Source organism: Mesorhizobium sp. LSHC420B00, assembly GCF_000503055.1.
Classification (GTDB): Bacteria; Pseudomonadota; Alphaproteobacteria; order Rhizobiales; family Rhizobiaceae; genus Mesorhizobium.
On record NZ_AYVY01000010.1, the window covers coordinates 67,453 to 90,053 of the forward strand.

Below are 22,601 nucleotides of genomic sequence, written 5' to 3' on the forward strand. Positions count from 1 at the left end.
GCGAATTCCGCATGAATGGCCTTAAGCTTGTCGCGCTCGACGATCAGGATCTGAGCATCATCTCGGCGCATGTCCAGGATGCCGTGATGAAGGTCAGCGATCTCGAATACCTGCCTTCGGTCAAGCGCTTCGTGCTGACCATGAACCGCTTCGTCTGGGAGGCGAAATCGGGCTTCTTGCGCCAGCACAATGAGCGGCGGCAAGCGGTGCTGCATTTCGACCGGGTGCTCGCCGCCAAGACCAGCGGCATTGCCCGCGACAAACCGGACGAGGTGCTGTCGCTGCTGGCGATCAGCTTTCTCGCGCTAGACAAGCCGGCCGGCATCGTCGAGCTGATCTTTGCGGGAGGCGGCGCCATCATGCTCGATGTCGAATGCATCGAGGCGCGGCTTGCCGATGTCGGCGGTGCCTGGGAAGCGACCTCGCGCCCGGTCCACAGGGCCTGAGCCGATGGCCATCACGCTTCGCCAGTCCGACGCCGATTTCGAGCAGCGCTTTGCCGCGTTCCTGCTGACCAAGCGGGAAGTCTCGGCCGACGTCGACGCCGTGGTGCGCGAGATCATCGCCAAGGTGCGCGCCGACGGCGACGCGGCGCTCGTCGCCTACACGCAGAAATTCGGCGGCGGCGACCTGACAAGGCTCGGCATTGCGGTGTCCAAGGATGACATTGCCAAGGCTTACGATGCAGCCGATCCGCAGACGGTCGAGGCGCTGAAATTCGCCCGCGAGCGCATCCGCTCCCATCACCAGCGGCAGCTGCCTAAAGACGATCGCTATACCGACGCCGCCGGCGTCGAGCTCGGCTCGCGCTGGACGGCGATCGAGGCCGTCGGGCTCTATGTGCCGGGCGGCACGGCGAGCTATCCGAGCTCGGTGCTGATGAACGCCGTGCCGGCCAAGGTCGCCGGCGTCGAGCGCATTGCCATGGTGGTGCCAGCCTCCGGCGGCGACGTGCCGCCGCTGGTGCTGGTCGCGGCCGACCTTGCCGGCGTTTCCGAAATCTACCGCGTCGGCGGCGCCCAGGCGATCGCAGCCCTTGCCTATGGCACCGAGACGATAAAGCCCGTCGCCAAGATCGTCGGCCCCGGCAATGCCTATGTCGCGGCGGCCAAACGCCAGGTGTTCGGCACGGTCGGCATCGACATGATCGCCGGGCCTTCGGAAGTGCTGGTCGTCGCCGACGGCAGCAACGACCCCGACTGGATCGCAGCCGACCTGCTGGCCCAGGCCGAGCACGACGTGTCGTCGCAATCGATCCTGATCACCAACGACCCTGCCTTCGGCGACGCGGTCGAACAGGCGGTTGAACGCCAATTGCAGAACCTGCCGCGCGCCGCGACGGCGGCGGCGAGTTGGCGCGATTTCGGCGCCATAGTCCTGGTGCCGACGATCGAGGCAGCACTGCCGCTGGTCGACCGCATCGCGGCCGAACATGTCGAGCTTGCCATCGACGACCCAGAGCCTTTCCTGGCGCGGATGCGCAATGCCGGTGCGGTGTTTCTCGGCCGGCATACGCCGGAGGCCATCGGCGACTATGTCGCCGGCTCCAACCACGTGCTGCCGACGGCGCGCTCGGCGCGCTTTTCGTCCGGGCTTTCGGTGCTCGATTTCGTCAAGCGTACCTCGATCCTGAAGCTCGGGCCGGAACAGTTGCGGGCGCTGGCGCCGGCGGCGATCACGCTGGCCAAGGCGGAAGGACTCGATGCGCATGGACGCTCCGTCGCCATCCGGCTGAACATGTAGAAATGTCCGACTACGACGAAACCCGCGCCAGGCTGATCGATGTCGAGCTCGACGAGACGATCGGCCGATCGACGCCCGATGTCGAGCATGAGCGGGCGGTGGCGATCTTCGACCTGATCGAGGAGAACCGTTTCCAGCCGGTCAATGACGACGGTGCCGGGCCATACCGACTGAAACTGTCGCTGGCCGAATCCCGGCTGGTGTTCGCGGTGGCGCGCGAGGACGGCGCAGCCGTGGTCACCCATATCCTGTCGCTGACGCCGCTTAGGCGCATCGTCAAGGATTACTACATGATCTGTGAAAGCTATTACGACGCCATCCGCACCGCGACGCCCAGCCATATCGAGGCGATCGACATGGGCCGGCGCGGCCTGCACAATGAAGGCTCGCAGACGCTGATGGACCGGCTTGCCGGCAAGATCGACATCGATTTCGACACGGCGCGCCGGCTGTTCACGCTGGTTTGCGTGCTGCACTGGCGAGGTTAAACTGGCCGCCCCGCTGCCCCGCTCGATCCTGCCCCGCTCGATCCTGTTTGTTTGCGGCATGAACGCCGTGCGCTCGCCGATGGCCGAATTGCTGGCGCGCAAGGTGCTCCCGCCTACCACTTTCGTCGCCTCGGCCGGGGTGCGCGGCGGCGAACGCGATCCGTTCGTCGATGCCGTGCTGGCCGAAGAGGGGCTGTCGCTCGGCGAACGGCACCCGAGAACGATGGACGACCTCGAAGACGATTATTTCGATCTGATCGTGACGCTGGCGCCGGAAGCCCACCACACCGCGCTCGAACTCACCCGCTCGCTGGCCGTCGAAGTCGAATATTGGCCGATGCCCGACCCGACCGGCGTCAGCGGCACGCGCGAACAGATCATGGCTGCCTATCGCGACGTGCGCGAGCGGCTGAAGGCGCGGATCGGCCGCCGTTTTCTCGGCAACGAGGCTGAAAACGCCGCGGATTAAGCGTGTTCACAAGCGGACGTTTATCATATAGGTTCCGCGCAACTTTCCGGCCGGGGCGCTGGAAGTACCCATCCAAGCAAAGGTATCGAATGCCGAAGGAAGAAGTCCTCGAGTTTCCGGGTGTCGTGACGGAATTGCTGCCCAACGCGATGTTCAGGGTCAAGCTCGAAAACGAACATGAAATCATCGCCCATACGGCCGGCCGCATGCGCAAGAATCGCATCCGCGTTTTGACCGGCGACAAGGTCCTGGTCGAGATGACGCCCTACGACCTGACCAAGGGCCGCATCACCTACCGCTTCAAGTAAGTTCAAGGACCCGGCCGGGATCGCGATGGGCATTTTGCAGAAGCTCGTGCTTGCCTCGGGTTCGCCGCGCCGGATCGAGCTGTTGCAGCAGGCCGGCATCGAGCCGGATCGCGTGCTGCCGGCCGATGTCGACGAGACGCCGCTGCGCGCGGAGCATCCGCGGTCGCTGGCCAAGCGGCTAGCGACGCAGAAGGCCGAGAAGGCGCTGGTCTCGCTGAAAACCGAGACGGACTACCTGCCGAGCTTCGTGCTGGCCGCCGACACGGTGGTTGCCGTCGGGCGGCGCATCCTGCCCAAGGCCGAGACGCTCGACGATGCCGCCAACTGCCTCGGGCTGCTGTCCGGCCGTTCGCACCGGGTCTATTCCGGCATCTGCCTGATCACGCCGGGCGGCAAGCAGCGCTTGCGGCTGGTCGAGACCAGGGTGCGCTTCAAGCGGCTGCCGCGCGAGGAGATCGACGCCTATATCGCGTCGGGAGAATGGCGCGGCAAGGCCGGCGGCTATGCCGTCCAGGGGCTTGCCGGCGCCTTCGTCGTCAAGCTCGTCGGCTCCTACACCAACGTCGTCGGCCTGCCGCTCTACGAGACGGTGGCGCTGCTGAGCGGCGAAGGCTTCAAGGTGCACGTCAACTGGCTGGCGGGTGCGCGGATATGAGCCCGGACGACAAGGTCACGCCGCTGCGACCCAAGCGGCCCTGCCCCGAATGCGGCAAGCCATCGGCGCGCGAAACCTACCCGTTCTGCTCGAAGCGCTGCAAGGACATCGACCTCAACCGCTGGCTGAAGGGCGTCTACGTCATCCCGGGCCGCGACGACGAGGACGACGACGACCACCAGAAATAGCGCCGTCCGCCTGCAGTTTTCCACAAGCTCGGGACGGTTTCGCGGCCGCGATTGTGACCGATGATCGGCCTTGCCGACTGCCTGTCGCTTCCCGCCTGAACTCAATGTCCAGAAGCTGTTCCATCCGGGTAGAGTCGGATGGAACAGGTTCTGGCGTTTTGCCTGAGCATGATCTTTTCCGAAAACCGGATTCCACTTTTCGGGATCATGCTTTTTGTTTGAGCATGATCTTTTCCGAAAACCGGATTCCACTTTTCGGGATCATGCTCTAAGCGCTGGACAGGCCGGATTCCCGTGCTATAACCCACGCGCTTTCAAGGGGTGCCGACGGCGCTTTCATGAACCCGGTGTGCAGATTGCCGCCCGCCGGAGCAGGCCCAGATAGCTCAGTTGGTAGAGCAGCGGACTGAAAATCCGCGTGTCGGTGGTTCGAATCCGCCTCTGGGCACCACTACTTCCTCGTATAAAGTCAATGGCTTGCGGTGTCGCCAGCTTGGCGACTTACGGCATTTCATGTCGCGCCGTGTTGCGAACTGTTACCGTTGAGTTTCAAGGGTTTCCTGCGACTGTCGGCAACTCCACGCGACATGAACTTCAACAAAGACCAGCCTCATGGCAAATGCTCGGTTTCAAATTTCATGTGCCCGCCGGCTTTACCGCTTTCTGGCAACCACCAGGAAATTCTGCGCAAGCTCCGCCGGAATCCTGGCACTTGCGCAGGTCCTTTCAAACGGCACCATCAATATTTCGCACAGTCTTGGCAGCAATTTCCCGGGTCGCGGCAAAAAACCGTACCCAACTATCCGCTCGACAATAAAGCCATTTGCAATGAGCGTCTGCTCGTATCCTTTAATGCTCAAAGTGTGGCGGACTGTCCCTCCTGCATAACGGTTCAGAATGCGGCAGACCAGCCCTATTGGGGAGGTCGCATTCATGTGGATATTCGAGATTAGCAATCCACCTTCGTTCAAATGCGCGCTGATGGCCGACAGTGCATCCTTCCTGAGCTCATCTTCAGCATTGAGGAAGAATCTGAATGCCGTGACCACGTCGAACCTTTCGGCAAGCGGAGAGAACGTAAGATCAGCGCGGACCAATTTCACGTTCTTCGGAACCCGTGCGCTAGCCAGCATAGATTGGGAGATGTCAACGCCGACGACTTCACCAAAAAATGGAGCTGCGATATTTGCTATGCGGCCTGTGCCGCATGCGAAGTCCAGGCATTTCCGGTTCGGCCCGCCGACAGGCAGGAGAATACGTTCGACCAAAGGCTTTTCGATACCCGACCACAGAGCTGCATAGTAGCCGGACCGGTACGTGTCGGAGTAATGGGCACCGTACCCAGCCGTCTGGTGGCTTGCTCGGTAATCCCGACGAGCGGGTGCACGGTTCTCATGGACGCTCCCGAACGGTCGCCGCTGCGCCCGCAGAAATCTGCGAATGCCAACGAACGATCTCACCGTGAACACCATGCAACTCGCGCCTCTAGTCTGGCCCGACGCATGCCGTCGCGGGCAATCCGTGCCCCACGATGCGCGCGACGACCTGTTCGAAATTGCGTGGGTCGAGGCCGTCGACACGCATCAGCGGCCATTTGTCTTGCAGGCATTGGCCGATCTCCCTCGCGATATCCGCTTGCTTCAGGCCCCTGACCACTCCGACTTCGAGAAGGCGCTCGAGGTACGGCTGCCGCGCATACCGCTCAATGAGGCGGTGGCGCAGCGTTTCCCCGGGCGCGTCGACTTGAATGAGGAGATCCGGTCGCGGCAGGAACGTCAGGCAATTACGAACCATGTCGATACTTGGATTTCGTCCCAACAGGACGAGCGCACACAACGCCTGAACGATGCCCTCTTCGAAAATGAAGTACCCTTCTGAGGCCTTCGCCGTATTCCAGGCTTCGAAGAGCAAAACGACGTCGATCTTCAGACGCAACGCCCATATTCGGCTTTTTGGAGGGATCGATGCCAAAAGCCGCGCAGCGGCCCCCTCGCTCGGCGGGGTCGAGAACAAGACCGGACTCGCGGTGGCGAGCTTGTGCACCAGACGCTGGATACCATGGCGTGTCTCCGGGCTTTCATCCTCGACCGAATCGACTTCGCTGCCGACAGACACAAAATCAATCCGGCGATAGCCATTGACTGTCTTCACACGGATGTCGTGTTTCGCCAGCTCACGGCAAAGGGCGCGGAGAAGGGTCGTCTTGCCTGCACCAGGCGGACCGAACAACTCGATAATCATGTAGGGATCTCCCGAACAGGAAGCAGAAAGATCGGATGAAGCGAGCTCGCCCGCTCCGGCGGTGTGGCGAGCGTAAACACTCTGGCATCCGCCTGGCCGAGTTGACCCCGCTCGCTGGCATCCTGCTGACGCCGCAAAAAGCTTTGGAGGAGATGCGATGCGGTGGAAGACTGCCTTTCCATGGCGTGCAGTCCCGCCTGTTGAGCCGCGACAGCGTTGCCGGTTGACTTGAGAACTTGCAATTGCTTCTCGATCGCCTGCGCTTGCGGCTGGTTGACACGCCTGTCGCTGTCGAACTGGCTCGTCGCCCGTGCCATCTCCTGATCGATCGAGCACCCCACGGTTGCCCGTTGGTCGACGTCGGTCGTCGTGGCTTCCAGGCGTGCGAGGCTCGACGACGCCGACCCCGCCGCCTGCGCCAACACCTCCGTCGTCGCGCCGCTTGCGCCCATAGGGAACATGGACCTCAGAAAGTCTCTAAATTGCCTGGGGATCAGTGCTTACTATGAGTGCCGAACCATACCATCATCCATCTGAATGACTGTCGGCACCACGGCACGCGCGTTTGGGCGCTGAACAGGGCAACGAGTTCAGGCCGAGCGGGCGGTTTTGGCTTGACGCGACACAAACGCGACATTCGGCCTAAAATCTGAACAATATCAATCACCGACAGCGGACTGAAAATCCGCGTGTCGGTGGTTCGAATCCGCCTCTGGGCACCATTTTTTCCCTGTACGGCCCGGAGACATAGGTAACAGTTTATACCTAGACATGGGTGACAATCTCGCGCCGAGCGGATTGTCGAGGGCGTGCAAGAATTATCTGGACCATGGCGCCAGAGGCTCCTGCTCGCCGGCCAAATGGCGATGAAGAACGCCTTCAGCATCTTGGATTCCGCTCCGGCCACAACCGCTCTAAAGACCGAGGGCGCAGCCGTCCTTGCGCGGTTCAGAACCACCCAGCAGCGTCCCGTTTGCCCAATCGATGCGGATGGCCTGCGCACCGCCGATCGGGTCCGTGGCAGGAATGATTTCGAAACCGCGCCGGCTAAGTTCAGCTACGGTTTCGCGAGCGAGCCCGTGTTCGGCCTGGACCTTCATCGTGCCGCTGACAGGGGCGACCCGCGGCAGATCGATCGCCTCCTGCAGATCTATCCCGAAGTCGAGCACCTTCGTCAGCAGGTGCGCGTGGCCCATTGCCTGGTAGTAGCCACCCATAACGCCGAAAGGCATCTCTGCCCGGCCGCCTCTCGCAAGCATCCCGGGTATGATGGTATGCAGAGGTCGCTTGTTCGGCGCCACTGCATTGGAGTGCCTGGGGTCAAGCGAAAAGCTTTGCCCGCGATTGTGCAAGACGACACCGGAGCGTGGCGAGACCAGGCCCGAGCCAAAGCTGTCGAAGACCGAGTTGATGAAACTGACCGCATTGCGATCCTTGTCGACAACGGAAATATAGACCGTGTCGCTGTGCAGCGGCATATCGAACGCCGGCAGGTCCGCGCGGGCGCGCTTTAGGTCAATCATGCCCGCCAGACGATCGGCCCAAGCATTCGACAACATGTCGGCCACCGGGACCTCGGACGCATCAGGATCGGCGACGAGCACGTCACGCGCGGCGTAAGCGAGGCGTGTCGCTTCGATTTCCAGGTGAAGCCGGTCCGCGGATTGCGGGTCGCCGTGGGCTTCGAAGCGCGAGAGGATGTTTAGAATCAGCAATGCGATCACACCCTGGCCATTCGGCGGACATTCGAACACATCGCAGCCTCGAAACGCCGTGCTGATCGGGGTCACGTACTCGCCTGTTGCCGAGACGAAATCTTCGACTGTGTGCAATCCGCCGAGCCCACGAAGATAGGCGACCATGTCTTCGGCCACAGGGCCAGTGTAGAAGGCCTCTCGTCCCTTCTCGGCGATCAGCCGCAGCGTTGCAGCCAACTCAGGCTGGCGATGCACTTCGCCAACGCCTGGCGCGCGGCCGTTTGGCAGGAAAATCCGTTTCGCGGTCACATCGGAGGCCAGAAGTTCTTCCTCCAACGCCCAGTCACGATGGACCCGCGGTGAAATGGCGTAGCCTTCCTCGGCGAAACGTATAGCGGGGGCCAGGATTTGATCGAAGGGCATGTGCCCGTGATCAGCGTGCAACCTGGTCCAGGCATCGATGGCTCCCGGGATGGTGACGGAGCCAGGAGAATTGCGGGCTACCTCCGCCATGCCACGTTCGAGGAACCAGTCAATTGTGAGGGCGGCGGGTGTCCTGCCCGATCCGTTATAGGCGATGACCTCGCCGGATCCGTTTCGCGACAGAAGAGCGAAGCAATCGCCTCCAATGCCGGTCGAGGCTGGCTCGACGACACATTGCACCGCGCAGGCTGCGATGGCGGCATCCATGGCGTTGCCGCCGGTCGCCATGATCTCCACCGCCGTCAGGGTCGCCGACGGATGAGAGGTGGCGGCCATGGCCTCGCGTGAAACGACGACCGAGCGCGTTGGTTTCTCAAAATTTCGCATGCTATGCCCTTCTGATCGTGCTCAAGAGGCGGCGTCCCTCGTCGAGGGGCGGTGCCGCAGATGCCGCGACATCCAGTATTCGAGTGCCGCCAAGGCACGGATGATCGCGAAATTCAAAGTGAGATAAATGGCGCCCGCGCAGATGAAGACTTCAAAGGCGCGGTAAGTCTGGGAGATCAATCCCTGGGCAATTCCAGTCACCTCCATCAAGGTCACGATGGAGGCCAGAGACGTGCCCTTGATCATCAGGATGATTTCATTGCCGTAACTCGGCAGAGCCTGGCGAAAGGCCAGCGGCAGGATAACATGCCGATAGGTCAGACAGGTGGACAGGCCGACAGACCGGGCCGCCTCGACAAGGCCGCGCGGCACCGATTGAATCGCGCCGCGGAGGATTTCACTGCCATAGGCGGTGGTGTTGAGTGTCAGCGCGATGATTGCGCACCAGTAGGGTTCGCGGAAAACGGCCCATAATCCAATTGCCGACAGTTGGTGCCGGAACTGACCAAGGCCATAATATGTCAGAAAAATCTGCACCAGCAGGGGCGTGCCCCTGAACACGGCAACGAAGCCACGGATCGGCAAAACGACGAAGGGCGATTCCGATTGCTGGGCAAGCGCCAATGTGACGGCAAGGACGAAGCCGGCAACAATGGAAGTCAGGGCCAATTCTATCGTAAGCGGCAGGCCGGCGAGGAGCTTCGGCAGGATTTCGAGGAAAAAACTGAAATCTATCATGCCGACCGGACGCGCCACGGCGCCTTTCGTTCCAGACGGTAAAAGGCATGGCCCGTGACGGAAGCGATAGCCAGATAGAGCAAGGCTGCAGCAATGTAGAAGATGAATGGTTCACGGGTCGAACCTGCAGCGATCTGTGCCTGGCGCATCAGTTCAACGAGGCCGATTACCGATATCAGCGACGAGTCCTTCAGAACCAACTGCCACACGTTGCCGAGACCTGGCAGCGCGTAGCTCAGGAGCTGGGGAAAAATAACCTGTCGCAGCCGCTGCAGCCGGTTGAGACCAAGCGCGCAAGCGGCATCGTGCTGTCCTTGGTCGATGGCGAGGTAGGCCCCTCGATAGACCTCGGCTTGATAGGCGCCCGAGATGATTGCGATGGCCAAGGTTCCAGTGGCAAAGGCCGGAACGCCGACGAATCCGGACCCGCCCAGGCTATGACCAAGCGAGGTCAGGGCGACACTTCCTCCATAGTAAAGCAGATAAATGGTCAGAAGGTCGGGCACGCCTCGGAAAACCGTGCAATAGCCAAGGGCCAAGAACCTCAATACCTTGGAGTTGCGGAGACGGCCGGCCGCTGCCAGCCCACCGAATACAGCGCCAAGCGCAAAGCCCAGCACAGACAGAAGCACTGTAACCGAGGCCGCCATGAGAAGAGCAGCCCCCCAACCTCCGTGCTGGAAACCAAGTAGCCGGAATGCGTCAACCATCGATACCCCCGGCAGGGCGAACGGCTCAGCTCCGGAACGGGTCAGGAATGGCCGTTCGCCGACAAGCGCCTACTTGACTGGAGTGACGTCGCTCTTGAGCCATTTAAGCGACAGGGTTTTGATCGTGCCATCGGCGATCGCGGCGTCGATGGCCCCGTTGAGCATATCTTTCAGCTTGATGTCCTCTTTGCGGATACCGGCACCGGAGCCAAGACCGAAGAGCCCCCCGACAAATCCCGGCCCGGCAAGCGTATAGTCGCTGAACTCCGGTTTGCCCAGCGTGGCGGCCAGCGCTGTCTGCTGTGCGAAGAGCGCGTCGATGCGACCCGCGGCAAGATCGAGATCGTGTTGCTCGGTGGTCTTGTATTCGCGAATCTCAGCGACGTCCGAGAAGTATTTTTTCACAAATTCCAGGTTCGCCGTTGCGGCCTGAACTCCAATGATCTTTCCCTTCAGCAATGGCTTGAGCTTGTCGATTGCCGCCTGCGCAGAGGCTTCATTCTCCAGCTTGAACCGCTCGTTGGAAATGCCGACCTTGCCCAGTTCGCTATCCTTTGCGACCGCGAAACCTGAGGGATCCACCGCATATGGCTGGGTAAAGTCAATGATCTTCAGACGTTTTTCAGTGATGAACATGCTCGCCATGATCACGTCGAACTTGCCGACGGTCAGCGCGGGGATCATGCCGTCCCAGTCCTGTGCGACGATCTTGCACTCGATCTTCATTCGCCCGCACAAATCATTGGCGAGATCGACTTCGAAGCCGTCCAGTTTGCCGTCGGCTGTTGTGAAATTCCAGGGCGCGTAGGCTCCTTCGGTGGCAATGGTAATTGCCTTTGGTGTTTCTTGTGCGACGGCGGCCTGGACCAGGCCGAACAGGACCGACGCAATGGCTGCGATGCGGCTAATTTTCATGTCATTCTCCTCTTTTTTGCCGGTATGGCAGTTCCCTTTCGTCGTGCCGGATTATCTTCCGGCTTCAACGAGTTAGATGGCGTTTTCTAGCGGCGGCCGGGACTTGCGAAGTTGGCCAGAAGGGGCGCTGTCTCGACGATATGATCCCGCATGACGATCTCTGCCTTGCCGGCATCACCTGACCGCAACACCTCAATCAGGATCTCGTGCTCGGCGCGCGCGCTGGCGGGCTTGTCGACATAGTCGAACCAGATGCGCAGGTAGGGTTCGATCACGACGTGCAGGCTGGCAATCTGCCGGACCAGCTTGGGTCGGTTGCTCAGTTGGCAAATCTGCAAATGGAAGGCCTGATGGCGCACGACCCAGTCGCTGCTGCCGGTCTGGCTGGCGCGCTCCATGCGGTCGAGCTGGCGTTCCAGTTCTTCAAGCACTTCGACATCGATGTGCGGCATGGCAAGCCTCACCGCCAACCCTTCGAGCACCGAGCGCATTTCAAAGGTTTCGTAAATCTCATCGAGGGTAAGCCCGGCGACGATGCAGCCACGGTTCGGGCGAATGACCACAAGACCTTCCGCGGCCAGCTGGCGGAACGCTTCGCGAACCGGCATGCGGCTCATGCCGATTTCCGTCGCGATCTCTTCCGGGATAAGCCGGTCCCCGGCGCGGTAGCGCCCCATCCTCAAGGCACGCTGAATGTGGCGATAAGCCTCCTCCTCGGCGGTCGTGATGCCCAGCGGCTCGATTGCGTCTGCTGCCATGTCCTTGGTCCAATCAGAGCGTATCTGTGTATCCACTTATCCAGTTGTCGCGACCTGTGTCAAGCACCGAAGCTTGTGCGCGTTAGAATTTCTCTTGTGAGAATAAACACTTGGGGGGAAAATGGGGCAAGCACACCGTCATCAGCTAAGCCGCTGATCGGCCGCTTTCAACGTCCGGCAAAAAGGCCCGCCGCTCCATTTGCGAAGCGGCGAGGCCCCATATTCGGGGACGATCGCCGGAGTGTTCCCCGGCATTGCCTACAGTGCAATTCAGGTGCCAGAATCATTGACCCAAAACGGGTCACCGCACCGGAGGCGAGAAGGCGGACCTTCCGCGATCACGCTACTGCCGCGCTTTGCCATTGCTGCTACATTACTTTGCGGCGGACCTGATTTTTCCGCCTGGCCGGCGTCCGTCAGGCAACTTACCCCAACGCGCCCCCCCAAGTGACGCCGGCCATTTTCCCCATATTGCAGCACGGGCGCGCCGATTCCGTTATGCGCTTTCGAGCTATGGCAATCCGCCGGCGAGCCGCTTTGTCCAGCCTGCAATTGTCAGCCCGAAGGCCATTCCGGCGCAGTCGGCCACCCAGTCGAATAGATCCGGGTGGCGCCCTATCAGCTGCACGGCCTGAAGGCCCTCGATCGCCGCGCCCGTGAGCACGAGGAGGACGATCAGCTTCGCCTTGTGTTCCGGCCAGCCGAGACTTCCGAGAGCCGCCAGCACGACGAAGGCGGCGGCGTGATTGAGCTTGTCGTGACCAAACGTGAAAGCCAGGCCAAGACCCTGCAGGAGCTGCTCCGGCAAAAGGGCAAACAGCAGAACGCCGGCAAACGCGGCGGGAAAAGCAATCCTTGCCACGATCTGATAAGAATCCAGGCGCAACAAGGGTGAAATGGCCTTTCGTCCGAAATCTGCAGGGAACACCGCTGGCCGCTGAATCGAGAGCGAACGCGGCGTCCAATTTCCGCCGTCCGGGCGTCCGGTGCATCGTCAGAATGAATGAATGCTTCGGGTCAGCCGCTGCACAGGCCGGGCTCGTGGCAAGTGGTCTGCAATGGTGTGGCTTCCGCGATCACGCAATTACCCGCCGCGTCAACGCAGCTACTATCTGGCTGCGGCGGACCTGATTTCCGCTTGGCCGGCGCTGCATCTTGATGCATGTCGTTATCGCAAAACCGCTTCACACTTTTGCGCGACATGCATTGGATTTCCACCGGTTGCGCGATGACCCGGCCCGCATCAAAAAGCCCGCCGCCCTGTCGGACGACGGGCTCCGTTGCCTGCGCGCCAGGGCGCCGCGGTAGCGACTTCTGCTACTTATGCTCCCGCAGGTTTCCAATATGCTGCCACCGCATGGCGTTGCGCATCGGCTAAACAAACGAAGCCCGCGCCTCTGGCGGAGGGCGCGGGCCGACCGGGTTGCACCCCGATCTGCAGCAGAAACCCAGGAGGTTCCCGCTGCTTAAGATAACAATTAGAGACTTCTAATGTTCCCTTGGGGAAGATGCCGGCTGCTCCAGAAATCTCATGGTCGGCACGACAACGATCGGGCCGTCAACTCATGCGCATGTTGATCTGGAAAATCCGTTCGTCGAAATGCCGCGTTTCGACGGCAAAGGTCAAAGCCACTTCAAGCACCAGACCGTCATGGTCGTTCCGGACCTTGACTGTGATCCTACGGTGAGGAAGGCCATCCCTGGCCATCTCGCCCAATTTGCGAAGGGCTTCTTTCCTGACCAGCGGGAAATCGTCACATAACGTTCCCTGATCGTCGGAATAGACGATTTCGTCTTCATCGGAATCGAAGAAATAAAGGGGCATTGGCTTGGCCGAAGCAGCGGCATCCGGGCACGTTGTCGATAGCTGACCGGAATTCTCGGCAGATCGTGATCAGTGCCTTTCCAACCGCCGGCTCCGCCGCCGTCTCACTTGCGCTCGCGCAATGCTTTCACCGCTTGCGAGAGGATCATCCGGTCGCCACCGGTCCTTTTGATCAGCTTGCTCACCTGGCTGGGCGAGACACCATTTTCCCGCGCGAAATATTCGACCTCATAATACTCATCCGCCGACACGCGGTTGCGGTCGCTGAAGTCTCGCTTGCTCTTGTCATCGGCCATTTCTCTTCTCCTCGTCTCTTCTCCTCGCCTCAGGGTCAACTTTGGTCAGAAGCACGCTGCAATTGAGGGTTCGCCCGCCACAAAAATGACGCGCGAACCCTATCGGCGCAGGAAGGGACAGGGCTGCGCAGATGCCAGGTTCGATCGGAATGGAAACAGCCAAGATCGGTGCGAGCAACCGTCGACATTTTCCAAAGAATCCTCCCGGAACGTGCAGCCAGCAACGAGTTTGAGCGGCGGCGGTTCCGGGCTTCGCGACAAACCTACCCTTTGCCCGCGAGGATCAGACTTAGGTCCTGCGGCAACACGTCGATTGGTCCCCGCCGGGTGGGACCGAAGCCCCGTCGACGGAACGTTTTCAGCTGGCTTCCGTTCGAATGAGCCTTGGCGCGAAGAGCGGACCGAGTTCGCAAAGGAGACGACCATGAGAATGCATCTTTCCACCGCGGCGGCGGGACTTTTGCTGCTGGCAGGCGTCGGCGCCGCTGCGGCGCAAGACGTTGTCATCGAACCGCAGCAGGAAACCGTCATCAGGGAGTATGTGAAAAAGCAGCCGCTGGCCTCGGTGAAAATCCCTGGGGTGGAGCTCAACATCGGCTCGACGCTCCCCGACACCGTCGAGCTTCATGAGGTCCCGAACGTTAAATATCGTTATGTCGTCATTGACAACCGCACCGTTGTCGTCGACCCAGGCACGCGCAAGGTCATCAAGGTCATCGAGTGACGTGAAAACTCGGGCAGCCGTCGCCCGTCGCTCGGAAATGAGCGGCGGGTGACGTTTGCGTCAGGCGGTTCCTCGGCGCTCAGCTGGGACCCGCCTTACCGTCGAGGGCCGGGGGGCCTCACAGGCAGTTTCAATGCGAACAATCAGCAGACTTTTCGATTCCCATGACCAGGCGGCCCGTGCCGTCGAAACGCTTCAGGCAGCAGGAATTGCTCGCCAGGAGATCAGCGTCATCGGACCCTACGATGATGAAATCGGCGCCGTCTTGCGCGATCCAGGTACGGGTGCCGTCCTTGGCGCGGCAGCCGGTTTGTTGGCCGGCCTCGGCGCCTTTGATATGCCCGGCATCGATCCCCTCGGCGCGGGATGGCTGGCATCGGCCCTCGTCGGTGCAGTCTTGGGCGGCGTTGCCGGCGCGACATTGTCCCGTATCGGCAAGCAGCCGGGCCAGCCGGATGCCGCACAAGGTGTGATCCTGGTGCTGGCGCATGTCGATGAAAGACAGGCCGACACCGCACAGGCGGTGCTTGGAGCTTCCGTTCAGGCGACGCAGTCTTTGGCCAGGGCGGCTTGAAGATTAAGCTCGGGCAAAGCACTTTGATCAGACCGAGCAGCAGGGCGATCAAAGCACGCACCCAAAAATCTCTGGCAAGCCGCCGCCAGAAAGTGTTGAACACCGTGCCGATCACATTCGGCGAGCGGTTGCGCTCGGCGAGGCTTGATGATTTGCTGTCGGTTTGCGGAGAACGAATGATGCATGAGCCTGTCGGTCAAGACGAATATGGGTCGACCAGCCCGTTCGATCCGGACGATCTGTCGAGGTTGAACGCGATCGGCCCGAGCGCCGGCAGCAACGATTTCGAAAAATACGCGGTAGCCGTGATCATCGTATTCGGCGCCCTGATCATCGGCGGCCTGATGGCCGCCGGCTTGAGCTTCGGGCGCCGCAGCACCTTCTTTTTCGCGCTTGGCGGCGCCACCGCGGCATGGATATCCGGCAACGCGCTCCTGCTCGATCGGCCGCGCATCTACGCCCTGTTCGTCGGCGTCGCGGCGTTGATGCTGATTGCGTCGACCATCGCGCTGGTCACCTGAAGCAAGGCGAATCTTCCTATTGACCGTGACCTTATCCGAAAACCGGTTCCGCCTTTTGAGACCATGGTCTAATACCCGATAGCCTCGCCGGATGCGGCGCGGCTGTCGATAGCACCGTTGTAGCGGGCGCCGCCGCCCTTCTCGATTTCCGCCAGACTCTTGCCGCCGACCAGGATGCCGGCCGCCTGGCCCCAATTCGCCTCGGCGAGATCGAGGCGGTAGCCCATGCCGGTAAGCAGCTTTTCGGTATCCGGCGACAGGCCGAAGGGTTCGATATAGACCGTGTCGGGTAACCATTGGTGGTGGATGCGCGGCGCGTCGATCGCTTCCTGGATGTTCATGCCGTGATCGATGACGTTGACGATCGCCTCCAGCGTGATGGTGATGATGCGAGATCGGAAGAGCACACGTCTNGTCGATCGCTTCCTGGATGTTCATGCCGTGATCGATGACGTTGACGATCGCCTCCAGCGTGATGGTGATGATGCGTGAACCGCCAGGGCTGCCGATGACCATGAACGGCTTGCCGTCTTTGGCGAGGATGGTCGGGCTCATCGACGACAGCGGCGTCTTTTTCGGCGCGATCGCATTCGCCTCGCCCTGGACGAGGCCGTAGAGATTGGGCACGCCGGGTTTCTGGGTGAAGTCGTCCATCTCGTTGTTGAGCAGGATGCCGGTGCCGTCGGCGACGACGCCGGCGCCGAAAGAGCCGTTCAGCGTGTAGGTTACCGCGACGGCGTTGCCGTCATTGTCGATGATCGAATAATGCGTCGTCTCGTTGCTCTCGCCAAAGCCCTTCGGCATCAATTCCTGCGACACGCCGGCCCGGAACGGATCGATCTTTTCGCGGATTTCCCTGGCGTAATTCTTGTCGAGCAGTTTTGCCACCGGATTGTCGACGAAGCCGGGATCGCCGAGCGCCGAATTCCGGTCGACATAGGCGTGGCGCATCGCCTCGACCATGACGTGAACCGTCTCGGCCGAACCAGCGCCGAGATAGGACAGCGGGTAGAACTCAAGCACGTTGAGGATCTCGCAGATGATGACGCCGCCGGAGCTCGGCGGCGGCGAGGACGTGATCTCGTAGCCGCGATAATTGCAGGTCGCCGGCTTGAGCTCGCGCACCGCGTAGTTTTCGAAATCCGCCTTGGCCAGAATGCCGCCCTTCTCGCCGCTCGCCTTGACGATGGCGTCGGCGATCGCGCCTTTGTAGAAGGCATCCGCACCGCGTTCGGAAATGGCGGCAAGCGAAGCCGCGAGATCGGGCTGAACGAGGCGCTCGCCGACGGTGTAAGGCTTGCCGTCCGGCTTGAGGAAAACGACCGCCGCCGCTCGGTCCCTCGCCAACCGCTCCGCACCGCCCTGGAGCGAGGCCGCATCGCCCTGCTCCAGTACGAAGCCTTCTTTGGCAAAGCGGATGGCCGGCGCCAGCAAGTCCTGCCGCGTCAGCGTGCCGTATTTCTCCCGCGCCATCTCGAAGCCGGCGACCGAACCCGGCACGCCGACGGCCAGATAGCCGTCGAGACTGGCGCCCTTTACCGGCTTGCCGTCCTTGTCGAGATACATGGTTTTGGTTGCGGCGAGCGGCGCGCGCTCGCGGAAATCGAGGAAGGTCGAGCGGCCGTCCTTGAAGCGGATGGTCATGAAGCCGCCACCGCCGATATTGCCGGCGGTCGGATAGACCACGGCCAGCGCATAGCCGACGGCGACCGCGGCATCGACGGCATTGCCGCCCTTCTTCAGCACCTCGACGCCGACTTCAGACGCAAGATGCTGGGCGGTCACCACCATGCCGTGCTCGCCCTTCGCCGGCTGTGGCGAAGCGGCGAAGGCGAGGAACGGCAAGAAGGTCAGGGTGAGGGAAAGGCTGACGGCGATTAGGGTTCGGCGGTGCATGGCCGTTCTCCGTGGCTTGGGGTGAGCCTAGGAAACGCGCTTGGCGCGGTTGAGTCTACTGACAATAATCGGAAGATACGGCGAGGCTTCGCGCCTCCGGCTGAGCTGCCGATCTCCCCCCTTGCGGGGAGATGGCCGGCAGGCCGGAGGGGGGTGCTGTCCCTCGGACCTCTCCAGCAATGCGCGGGCACATCCTCTGGCTATTTTGCAGGTTGCACGGTTCGACGTTGGAGATCCTTCCCACCCCCCTCTGTCCTGCCGGACATCTCCCCCGCAAGGGGGGAGATCGGATTTCGCCTTTGGTTTTCGCCAACATTCAACGCTGGCGAGCAACTTTGTTCTTGCTTTGTGCCGGCAGCTATGCTACTAATCTATCTATGGTGCTGAATCGCACCGCGACCCGCCTCTGGCGGGTTTTTCATTTTTCACCCCGACATCAAACAATCCCGCCGCCGACGCTCGCCACCGCCGGCCGTTCGGCTGCGACCTTCGCCCGGTAGCCGGCGGCGCGGTAGGCTGCGACCGGATCGATGGCGCCGCCGGTCTTTAGTCGTGCCATGGCGAGGATCGGCTCGACATCGGTGCGATAGGCTATCTTCAGCGTCTGCGTTGCCATCAGCGCATCATTGGCGTCCTGGAAGCCTTCGAGCGCCTTGCGATCGACCAGCAGCGCCTGGGCATAGGCGCGCTGCACTTCAACCGCCGACAGCATCAGGCTTTCGATCGGATCGGTGACGTTGTGGCTCTGGTCGAGCATGTGGGCCGGATCGAACCCTTCGGCACCGGAAAGCTCGGCATCGACCAGTTCGTTGAAGACCAGGAACAGCCGGTAGGGATCGATCGAGCCGGCGTCGAGGTCGTCGTCGCCATATTTCGAATCGTTGAAATGGAAGCCGCCGAGCTTCTTGAACTGGATCAGCCGCGACACGATCATCTCGATGTTGACGTTGGGGGCGTGATGGCCGAGGTCGACCAGGCAGAACGCCTTGTCGCCAAGCTCTTTGGCGATGATGTAGTTGGTGCCCCAATCCTGCACGACGGTCGAATAAAAGGCCGGCTCGTACATCTTGTGCTCGGTGAACAGCTTCCAGTCGTCCGGCAGTCCGGCATAAATCTCCTTCATCGCGTCGAGATAACGCTCGAACGCCTTGGCGAAATTAACCTGGCCGGGAAAATTCGAGCCGTCGCCGATCCACACCGTCAGCGCTTTCGAGCCCAGCGTCCTGCCGATCTCGATGCATTCGAGATTATGCTCGACCGCCTGCCGGCGTGTTGCGGCATCGGCATGCGACAACGAGCCGAACTTATACGAAAGTTTTTGGTCCCTGGCGTCGGAGAAGGTATTGGAGTTGATGGCGTCGAAGCCGAGGCCGAAGCGGGATGCCGCCTGCTTCAGCCGGTTCGGATCGGCCTTGTCCCACGGAATATGCAGCGAGACGGTCGGCGTCGCCTGCGTCAGCTGGCGGATGACGGCGCAGTCCTCGATCTTGTCGAAAATGTCGCGCGGCTCGCCAGCGCCGGGAAAGCGGGCAAAGCGGGTGCCGCCGGTGCCGACGCCCCAGGACGGGATGGCGACGGCGAATTTCTCGACCTTGTCGCGGATGGCATCGATGGCGATGCCGCGGCGGTCGAGGCGCTCGCCGAGGGACTCGTAGTCGCGCTTGAGGTCGGCATTGCGCGCGGCATTGTGCCTGTCGACGAGGTCGGCGGAGATGATGGTTTCGGACATGGTGGTTTCCTCCCAATTTGCGTTGGTCGGCGCTGCCCCTCACCCTTACCCCTCTCCCCGTAAAGAACGGGGAGATCACCGGCGTTGGAGCGCTTCCCTTCTCGGCGTCACTATTACGGGGAGAAGGTGCCGGCAGGCGGATGAGGGGCAGCGCAATCCTCAAAGACGGTCGCTTATCGCGTAAAACTCTGCGCGTTGCCGGCATCGACGTTGATGATGTTGCCGGTCGATTTTGCCGACATGTCGGAGGCGAAAAAATAGATCGCTTCGGCGATGTCCTCGGGGAATACCGACCGCTTCAGCATCGAGCGCGAGCGGTAATGCTCTTCGAGATCGTCGGTCGACATCTTGTAAGCGGCGGCGCGCTGTTCCTTCCATTCGCCGGTCCAGATCTTCGAGCCGCGCAGCACGGCGTCGGGATTGACGACATTGACCCTGATCTGGGCTTCCGCGCCTTCCAGCGCCAGGCAGCGCGCCAGATGGATCTCGGCAGCCTTGGCCGTGCAGTAGGCGGCGGCGTTTGGCGATGCGGCAAGGCCGTTCTTAGAGGCGACGAAGACGACGTTGCCGCCGATCTTTTGCGTCCGAAACAGCCGGAACGCCTCCCGCGAAACCAGGAAATATCCCGTCGACAAGATGTCCATGTTCTTGTTCCACAGCGCCAGCGTGGTGTCCTCGATCGGCGCCGAGGAGGCCAGGCCAGCGTTGGACACCAGGATGTCGATGCCGCCGAACTCGACCGCTGTCTCGGCAAAGCCGGAGATCACCTGATCCTCGGACGTGACGTTGATGACGACGGGCCGCACGAAATCCTTGCCGTAGGCCTTGGCAAGCTCGTCATTGGCGCTGGCAAGGGCTGCCTCGTCGATATCGGCCAGCACGACGCAGGCGCCTTCGCGCAGCAGCCGGTTGGCGGTGGCGCGGCCAATGCCGCCGGCGCCGCCGGTGACCAGCGCGATTTGGCCGGCAAGAGCTTTCGGTTTCGGCAGGCGCTGCAGCTTTGCCTCTTCGAGCAGCCAGTATTCGATATCGAAGGCTTCCTGGTCGGGCAGCCCGACATAGGTCGACACCGTCGAGGCGCCGCGCATGACGTTGATGGCGTTGACGTAGAATTCGCCCGATATACGCGCCGTCGCCTTGTCGCCGGCGAAGGTGAACATGCCGACACCGGGCATCAGATAGACCACGGCGTTCGGATCGCGCACCGGTGGCGAATCCGCGTGCTTGCAGCGGTCATAATAGGCCTGATAGCCGACGCGATACTCCGCCACATCGTCGACAAGACGGGCAATGACGGCATCGACATCGGGATTCCTGGGATCGAACTCGATGACCAGCGGCCGGATCTTGGTGCGCAGGAAGTGGTCCGGGCAGGATGTGCCGAGTGCCGCCAACGGCCGCAAATCCCTGGAATTGACGAATTCGAGCACCGCAGGAGAATCGTCGAAATGGCCGAGCTTGTGGCTTTTCTCCGAGATCAGGCCGCGGATCCTCGGCATCAGTTTTGCAGCCACAGCGCGACGCGCCGGTGCATCGAGCGATTTGACGATTTCGCCGCCGAAGATCGGCTTGCCCTGGCTCTTGCGCTCGAACCAGTCGATCGCCTGGTTGATCACCGAAATCGTCGTCTCGTAGCATTCCTTCGGCGTGTCGCCCCAGCTGAACAGGCCATGGCTTGCCAGCACGACACCCTTGGCCTCGGGGTTCTCGAGGCAGAATTTCTCCAGCCACAGGCCGAGTTCGAAGCCCGGGCGCTTCCATGGCAGCCAGCCGATCGTGTCGCCGAATATCTCCTTGGTCAGCGCCTGCGAATCCTTGGCGGCGGCAATAGCGATGATGGCGTCGGGGTGCATGTGGTCGACATAAGGCTTCGGCACGAAGGCATGCAGCGGTGTGTCGATCGAGGCCGCGCGCGGGTTGAGGTTGAAAGTGCAGTGGGGCAAATAGCCGACCATCTCGTCTTCATGTTCGAGGCCACGATAGAGACCTTTCAGCGCGCGCAATTTGTCCATGTAGAGCGTGGCGAAGCCGTCGAGTTTGATCGAGGCGCTGTCGCCGCCCGAGCCCTTGACCCACAGCACTTCCACGCTCTGCCCAGTGAGCGGATCGTTTTGCCAGATCTTGGAGGAGGTGTTGCCGCCGCCATAATTGGTGACGCGCTTGTCGGAGCCAAGAACATTCGAGCGATAGACCAGACGTTCGGGCTCGCTCATCGCTTGCGCTTTTGCGTCATCCCAAAGATTGGCGAGGCGCGTGCCGGAGCGCTTGTCGAGCATAGGTAATCCTCCCTTTGGGACACGCAAACGGCGCGGGTCCCTTTTGTGCGAATTTCTACGCAAGCGGCTGTCTTGTCAATCACAAACGATCAATATCAATCATATTGCACTGCACAATGAAATTATCTGATCGGAAATGATTGACACTGCGCGCTTTGGGTGCCTAGATGCTCAAGCAGGGAGGAACCATGCACGAGAAAGAGCGCCACAGGATCATTCTGTCCGCCGTCCAGGAAAAGCCTGTGGTGACGGTGCAGGAGATGGTCGACCTGACGGAGTCGTCGGAGGCGACGATCCGGCGCGACATCGCGGCATTGCATGTGCAAAAGCGGCTGCGCCGAGTGCGCGGCGGCGCCGAGGCGCTCTCGCCTCCGCAGTTCATCGGCCTTGCCGGCCGGCCGTTTTCCGTCAACGAGACGATCAACGCTTCGCAGAAGCGGGCGATCGCACGAGAGGCCGTGGAACTCTGCAAGGACGGCGAGCCGATCATCATCAATGGCGGCACCACCACGTTCCAGATGGTGCATTTCCTGAGCGGCCGCCGCATGCCGATCTTCACCAATTCCTTTCCGATCGCCGAGCACCTGCTCAGGCATTCCAAGAACACGGTGATGCTGTCGGGCGGCACCATCTACCGCGAGCAGAACATCATCCTGTCGCCCTTCGACAATGACGTGACGCGCAATTTCTACGCGCGCCGCATGTTCATGGGCGCGCAGGGACTGGGGCCGCTGGGTCTTATGGAAGGCGACCCGCTGCTGATCCAGGCCGAGCAGAAGCTTATCGACCAGGCGGACGAATTGGTGGTGCTGGTCGACTCCTCGAAATTCCGCAAGCGCTCGAGCCTGATCCTGTGCGGCCTGTCGCGCATCGCCACGGTGATCACCGACGACGGCATCGAGGATCGCGAAGCCAAGATGCTGGAGACCGCCGGCGTGACGCTGATCGTCGCCCGCACAACGCTAGGCAATAAGGAAGAATCTTCGCTGCAGGCCTGAGAAAACTCACGCCCGCAGCGGCGATGGAATGCAACGCTCAAG

24 protein-coding genes, 1 tRNA gene and 1 pseudogene are annotated in these 22,601 nt (G+C 61.4%); 12 read left to right on the forward strand and 14 right to left on the reverse strand.

Features of this window, described 5'->3' with window-relative positions; genetic code table 11:
• Window positions 1–11: 11 nt before the first annotated feature.
• From X760_RS55780 to X760_RS55815, 8 genes are all read left to right on the forward strand, one after another.
• Window positions 12–446, forward strand: a complete 435-nt coding sequence (locus tag X760_RS55780; RefSeq protein WP_023719442.1) for a DUF2948 family protein — start codon at window positions 12–14, stop codon at window positions 444–446.
• 4 nt (window positions 447–450) lie between these two features.
• The gene (gene hisD, locus X760_RS55785) at window positions 451–1,743 is read left to right on the forward strand and encodes a histidinol dehydrogenase (protein ID WP_023719443.1); all 1,293 of its coding nucleotides are present in this window, start codon (window positions 451–453) and stop codon (window positions 1,741–1,743) included.
• Between the two features lie 2 nt (window positions 1,744–1,745).
• A complete protein-coding gene (locus X760_RS55790; protein ID WP_023719444.1) occupies window positions 1,746–2,231 on the forward strand; it encodes a UPF0262 family protein in 486 nt (161 codons plus the stop codon).
• Between the two features lie 58 nt (window positions 2,232–2,289).
• Window positions 2,290–2,700, forward strand: coding sequence for a low molecular weight phosphatase family protein (locus X760_RS55795; protein ID WP_023719445.1), 411 nt, complete (start codon window positions 2,290–2,292; stop codon window positions 2,698–2,700).
• Between the two features lie 89 nt (window positions 2,701–2,789).
• Window positions 2,790–3,008, forward strand: coding sequence for a translation initiation factor IF-1 (infA, locus tag X760_RS55800; RefSeq protein WP_006200926.1), 219 nt, complete (start codon window positions 2,790–2,792; stop codon window positions 3,006–3,008).
• 25 nt (window positions 3,009–3,033) lie between these two features.
• Window positions 3,034–3,663 carry a Maf-like protein gene (locus X760_RS55805; protein ID WP_023719446.1) on the forward strand — a complete coding sequence of 210 codons (630 nt, stop codon included), beginning with the start codon at window positions 3,034–3,036 and terminating at the stop codon, window positions 3,661–3,663.
• Window positions 3,660–3,851: a DNA gyrase inhibitor YacG gene (gene yacG / locus X760_RS55810; protein ID WP_023719447.1), complete on the forward strand. Its 192-nt coding sequence runs from the start codon at window positions 3,660–3,662 to the stop codon at window positions 3,849–3,851. Before X760_RS55805 ends, yacG begins: the two co-directional genes overlap by 4 nt.
• A gap of 375 nt (window positions 3,852–4,226) precedes the next feature.
• Window positions 4,227–4,302, forward strand: a tRNA-Phe gene (locus X760_RS55815).
• Window positions 4,303–4,504: 202 nt separating this feature from the next.
• Here X760_RS55815 and X760_RS55820 read toward each other — a convergent pair.
• From X760_RS55820 to X760_RS55875, 11 genes are all read right to left on the reverse strand, one after another.
• The gene (locus tag X760_RS55820; protein ID WP_245278607.1) at window positions 4,505–5,119 is read right to left on the reverse strand and encodes a class I SAM-dependent methyltransferase; all 615 of its coding nucleotides are present in this window, start codon (window positions 5,117–5,119) and stop codon (window positions 4,505–4,507) included.
• Between the two features lie 217 nt (window positions 5,120–5,336).
• The gene (locus X760_RS55825; RefSeq protein ID WP_023719449.1) at window positions 5,337–6,092 is read right to left on the reverse strand and encodes an AAA family ATPase; all 756 of its coding nucleotides are present in this window, start codon (window positions 6,090–6,092) and stop codon (window positions 5,337–5,339) included.
• Window positions 6,089–6,544 carry a hypothetical protein gene (locus X760_RS55830; protein ID WP_156948087.1) on the reverse strand — a complete coding sequence of 152 codons (456 nt, stop codon included), beginning with the start codon at window positions 6,542–6,544 and terminating at the stop codon, window positions 6,089–6,091. The genes X760_RS55825 and X760_RS55830 overlap by 4 nt, the downstream gene beginning before the upstream one ends.
• A gap of 462 nt (window positions 6,545–7,006) precedes the next feature.
• A complete protein-coding gene (gene ggt / locus X760_RS55840; RefSeq protein WP_023719451.1) occupies window positions 7,007–8,599 on the reverse strand; it encodes a gamma-glutamyltransferase in 1,593 nt (530 codons plus the stop codon).
• Window positions 8,600–8,620: 21 nt separating this feature from the next.
• Window positions 8,621–9,337, reverse strand: a complete 717-nt coding sequence (locus X760_RS55845; protein WP_023719452.1) for an ABC transporter permease — start codon at window positions 9,335–9,337, stop codon at window positions 8,621–8,623.
• Window positions 9,334–10,047 carry an ABC transporter permease subunit gene (locus tag X760_RS55850; RefSeq protein ID WP_023719453.1) on the reverse strand — a complete coding sequence of 238 codons (714 nt, stop codon included), beginning with the start codon at window positions 10,045–10,047 and terminating at the stop codon, window positions 9,334–9,336. The genes X760_RS55845 and X760_RS55850 overlap by 4 nt, the downstream gene beginning before the upstream one ends.
• 69 nt (window positions 10,048–10,116) lie before the next feature.
• Window positions 10,117–10,962: a transporter substrate-binding domain-containing protein gene (locus tag X760_RS55855; protein WP_023719454.1), complete on the reverse strand. Its 846-nt coding sequence runs from the start codon at window positions 10,960–10,962 to the stop codon at window positions 10,117–10,119.
• 86 nt (window positions 10,963–11,048) lie between these two features.
• Window positions 11,049–11,720, reverse strand: coding sequence for a GntR family transcriptional regulator (locus tag X760_RS55860; RefSeq protein ID WP_023719455.1), 672 nt, complete (start codon window positions 11,718–11,720; stop codon window positions 11,049–11,051).
• A 511-nt stretch (window positions 11,721–12,231) separates the two neighbouring features.
• On the reverse strand, window positions 12,232–12,582 hold the full coding sequence (locus X760_RS55865) for a hypothetical protein (protein ID WP_031194161.1): 351 nt from the start codon (window positions 12,580–12,582) through the stop codon (window positions 12,232–12,234).
• Window positions 12,583–13,278: 696 nt separating this feature from the next.
• Entirely contained in the window at window positions 13,279–13,545 is a 267-nt protein-coding gene (locus X760_RS55870; protein ID WP_023719458.1) for a hypothetical protein, read from the reverse strand.
• A gap of 104 nt (window positions 13,546–13,649) precedes the next feature.
• The gene (locus tag X760_RS55875; protein ID WP_023719459.1) at window positions 13,650–13,841 is read right to left on the reverse strand and encodes a DUF3606 domain-containing protein; all 192 of its coding nucleotides are present in this window, start codon (window positions 13,839–13,841) and stop codon (window positions 13,650–13,652) included.
• 424 nt (window positions 13,842–14,265) lie between these two features.
• On the opposite strand from X760_RS55875, the gene X760_RS55880 reads away from it, so the two are divergent.
• The 3 genes from X760_RS55880 to X760_RS55890 all read left to right on the forward strand — a co-directional run bounded on the left by X760_RS55880 (window position 14,266) and on the right by X760_RS55890 (window position 15,660).
• Window positions 14,266–14,565 (forward strand): DUF1236 domain-containing protein, encoded by a 300-nt coding sequence (locus X760_RS55880; RefSeq protein ID WP_023719460.1) that lies wholly within the window; start codon window positions 14,266–14,268, stop codon window positions 14,563–14,565.
• Window positions 14,566–14,698: 133 nt separating this feature from the next.
• Complete coding sequence (locus X760_RS55885; protein WP_023719461.1) at window positions 14,699–15,139, forward strand: hypothetical protein; 441 nt, start codon at window positions 14,699–14,701, stop codon at window positions 15,137–15,139.
• Window positions 15,140–15,396: 257 nt separating this feature from the next.
• Window positions 15,397–15,660, forward strand: coding sequence for a hypothetical protein (locus X760_RS55890; protein ID WP_348633224.1), 264 nt, complete (start codon window positions 15,397–15,399; stop codon window positions 15,658–15,660).
• 68 nt (window positions 15,661–15,728) lie between these two features.
• Here X760_RS55890 and ggt (X760_RS55895) read toward each other — a convergent pair.
• From ggt (X760_RS55895) to X760_RS55905, 3 genes and pseudogenes are all read right to left on the reverse strand, one after another.
• Window positions 15,729–17,556 (reverse strand): annotated as a pseudogene (gene ggt / locus X760_RS55895) (gamma-glutamyltransferase).
• A gap of 436 nt (window positions 17,557–17,992) precedes the next feature.
• On the reverse strand, window positions 17,993–19,285 hold the full coding sequence (rhaI, locus tag X760_RS55900) for an L-rhamnose catabolism isomerase (RefSeq protein WP_023719463.1): 1,293 nt from the start codon (window positions 19,283–19,285) through the stop codon (window positions 17,993–17,995).
• A 173-nt stretch (window positions 19,286–19,458) separates the two neighbouring features.
• The gene (locus X760_RS55905) at window positions 19,459–21,561 is read right to left on the reverse strand and encodes a bifunctional rhamnulose-1-phosphate aldolase/short-chain dehydrogenase (protein ID WP_023719464.1); all 2,103 of its coding nucleotides are present in this window, start codon (window positions 21,559–21,561) and stop codon (window positions 19,459–19,461) included.
• 188 nt (window positions 21,562–21,749) lie between these two features.
• Between X760_RS55905 and X760_RS55910 the strand changes: the two genes are divergently transcribed.
• Window positions 21,750–22,559, forward strand: coding sequence for a DeoR/GlpR family DNA-binding transcription regulator (locus X760_RS55910; RefSeq protein ID WP_023719465.1), 810 nt, complete (start codon window positions 21,750–21,752; stop codon window positions 22,557–22,559).
• The last annotated feature ends 42 nt before the right edge of the window (window positions 22,560–22,601 follow it).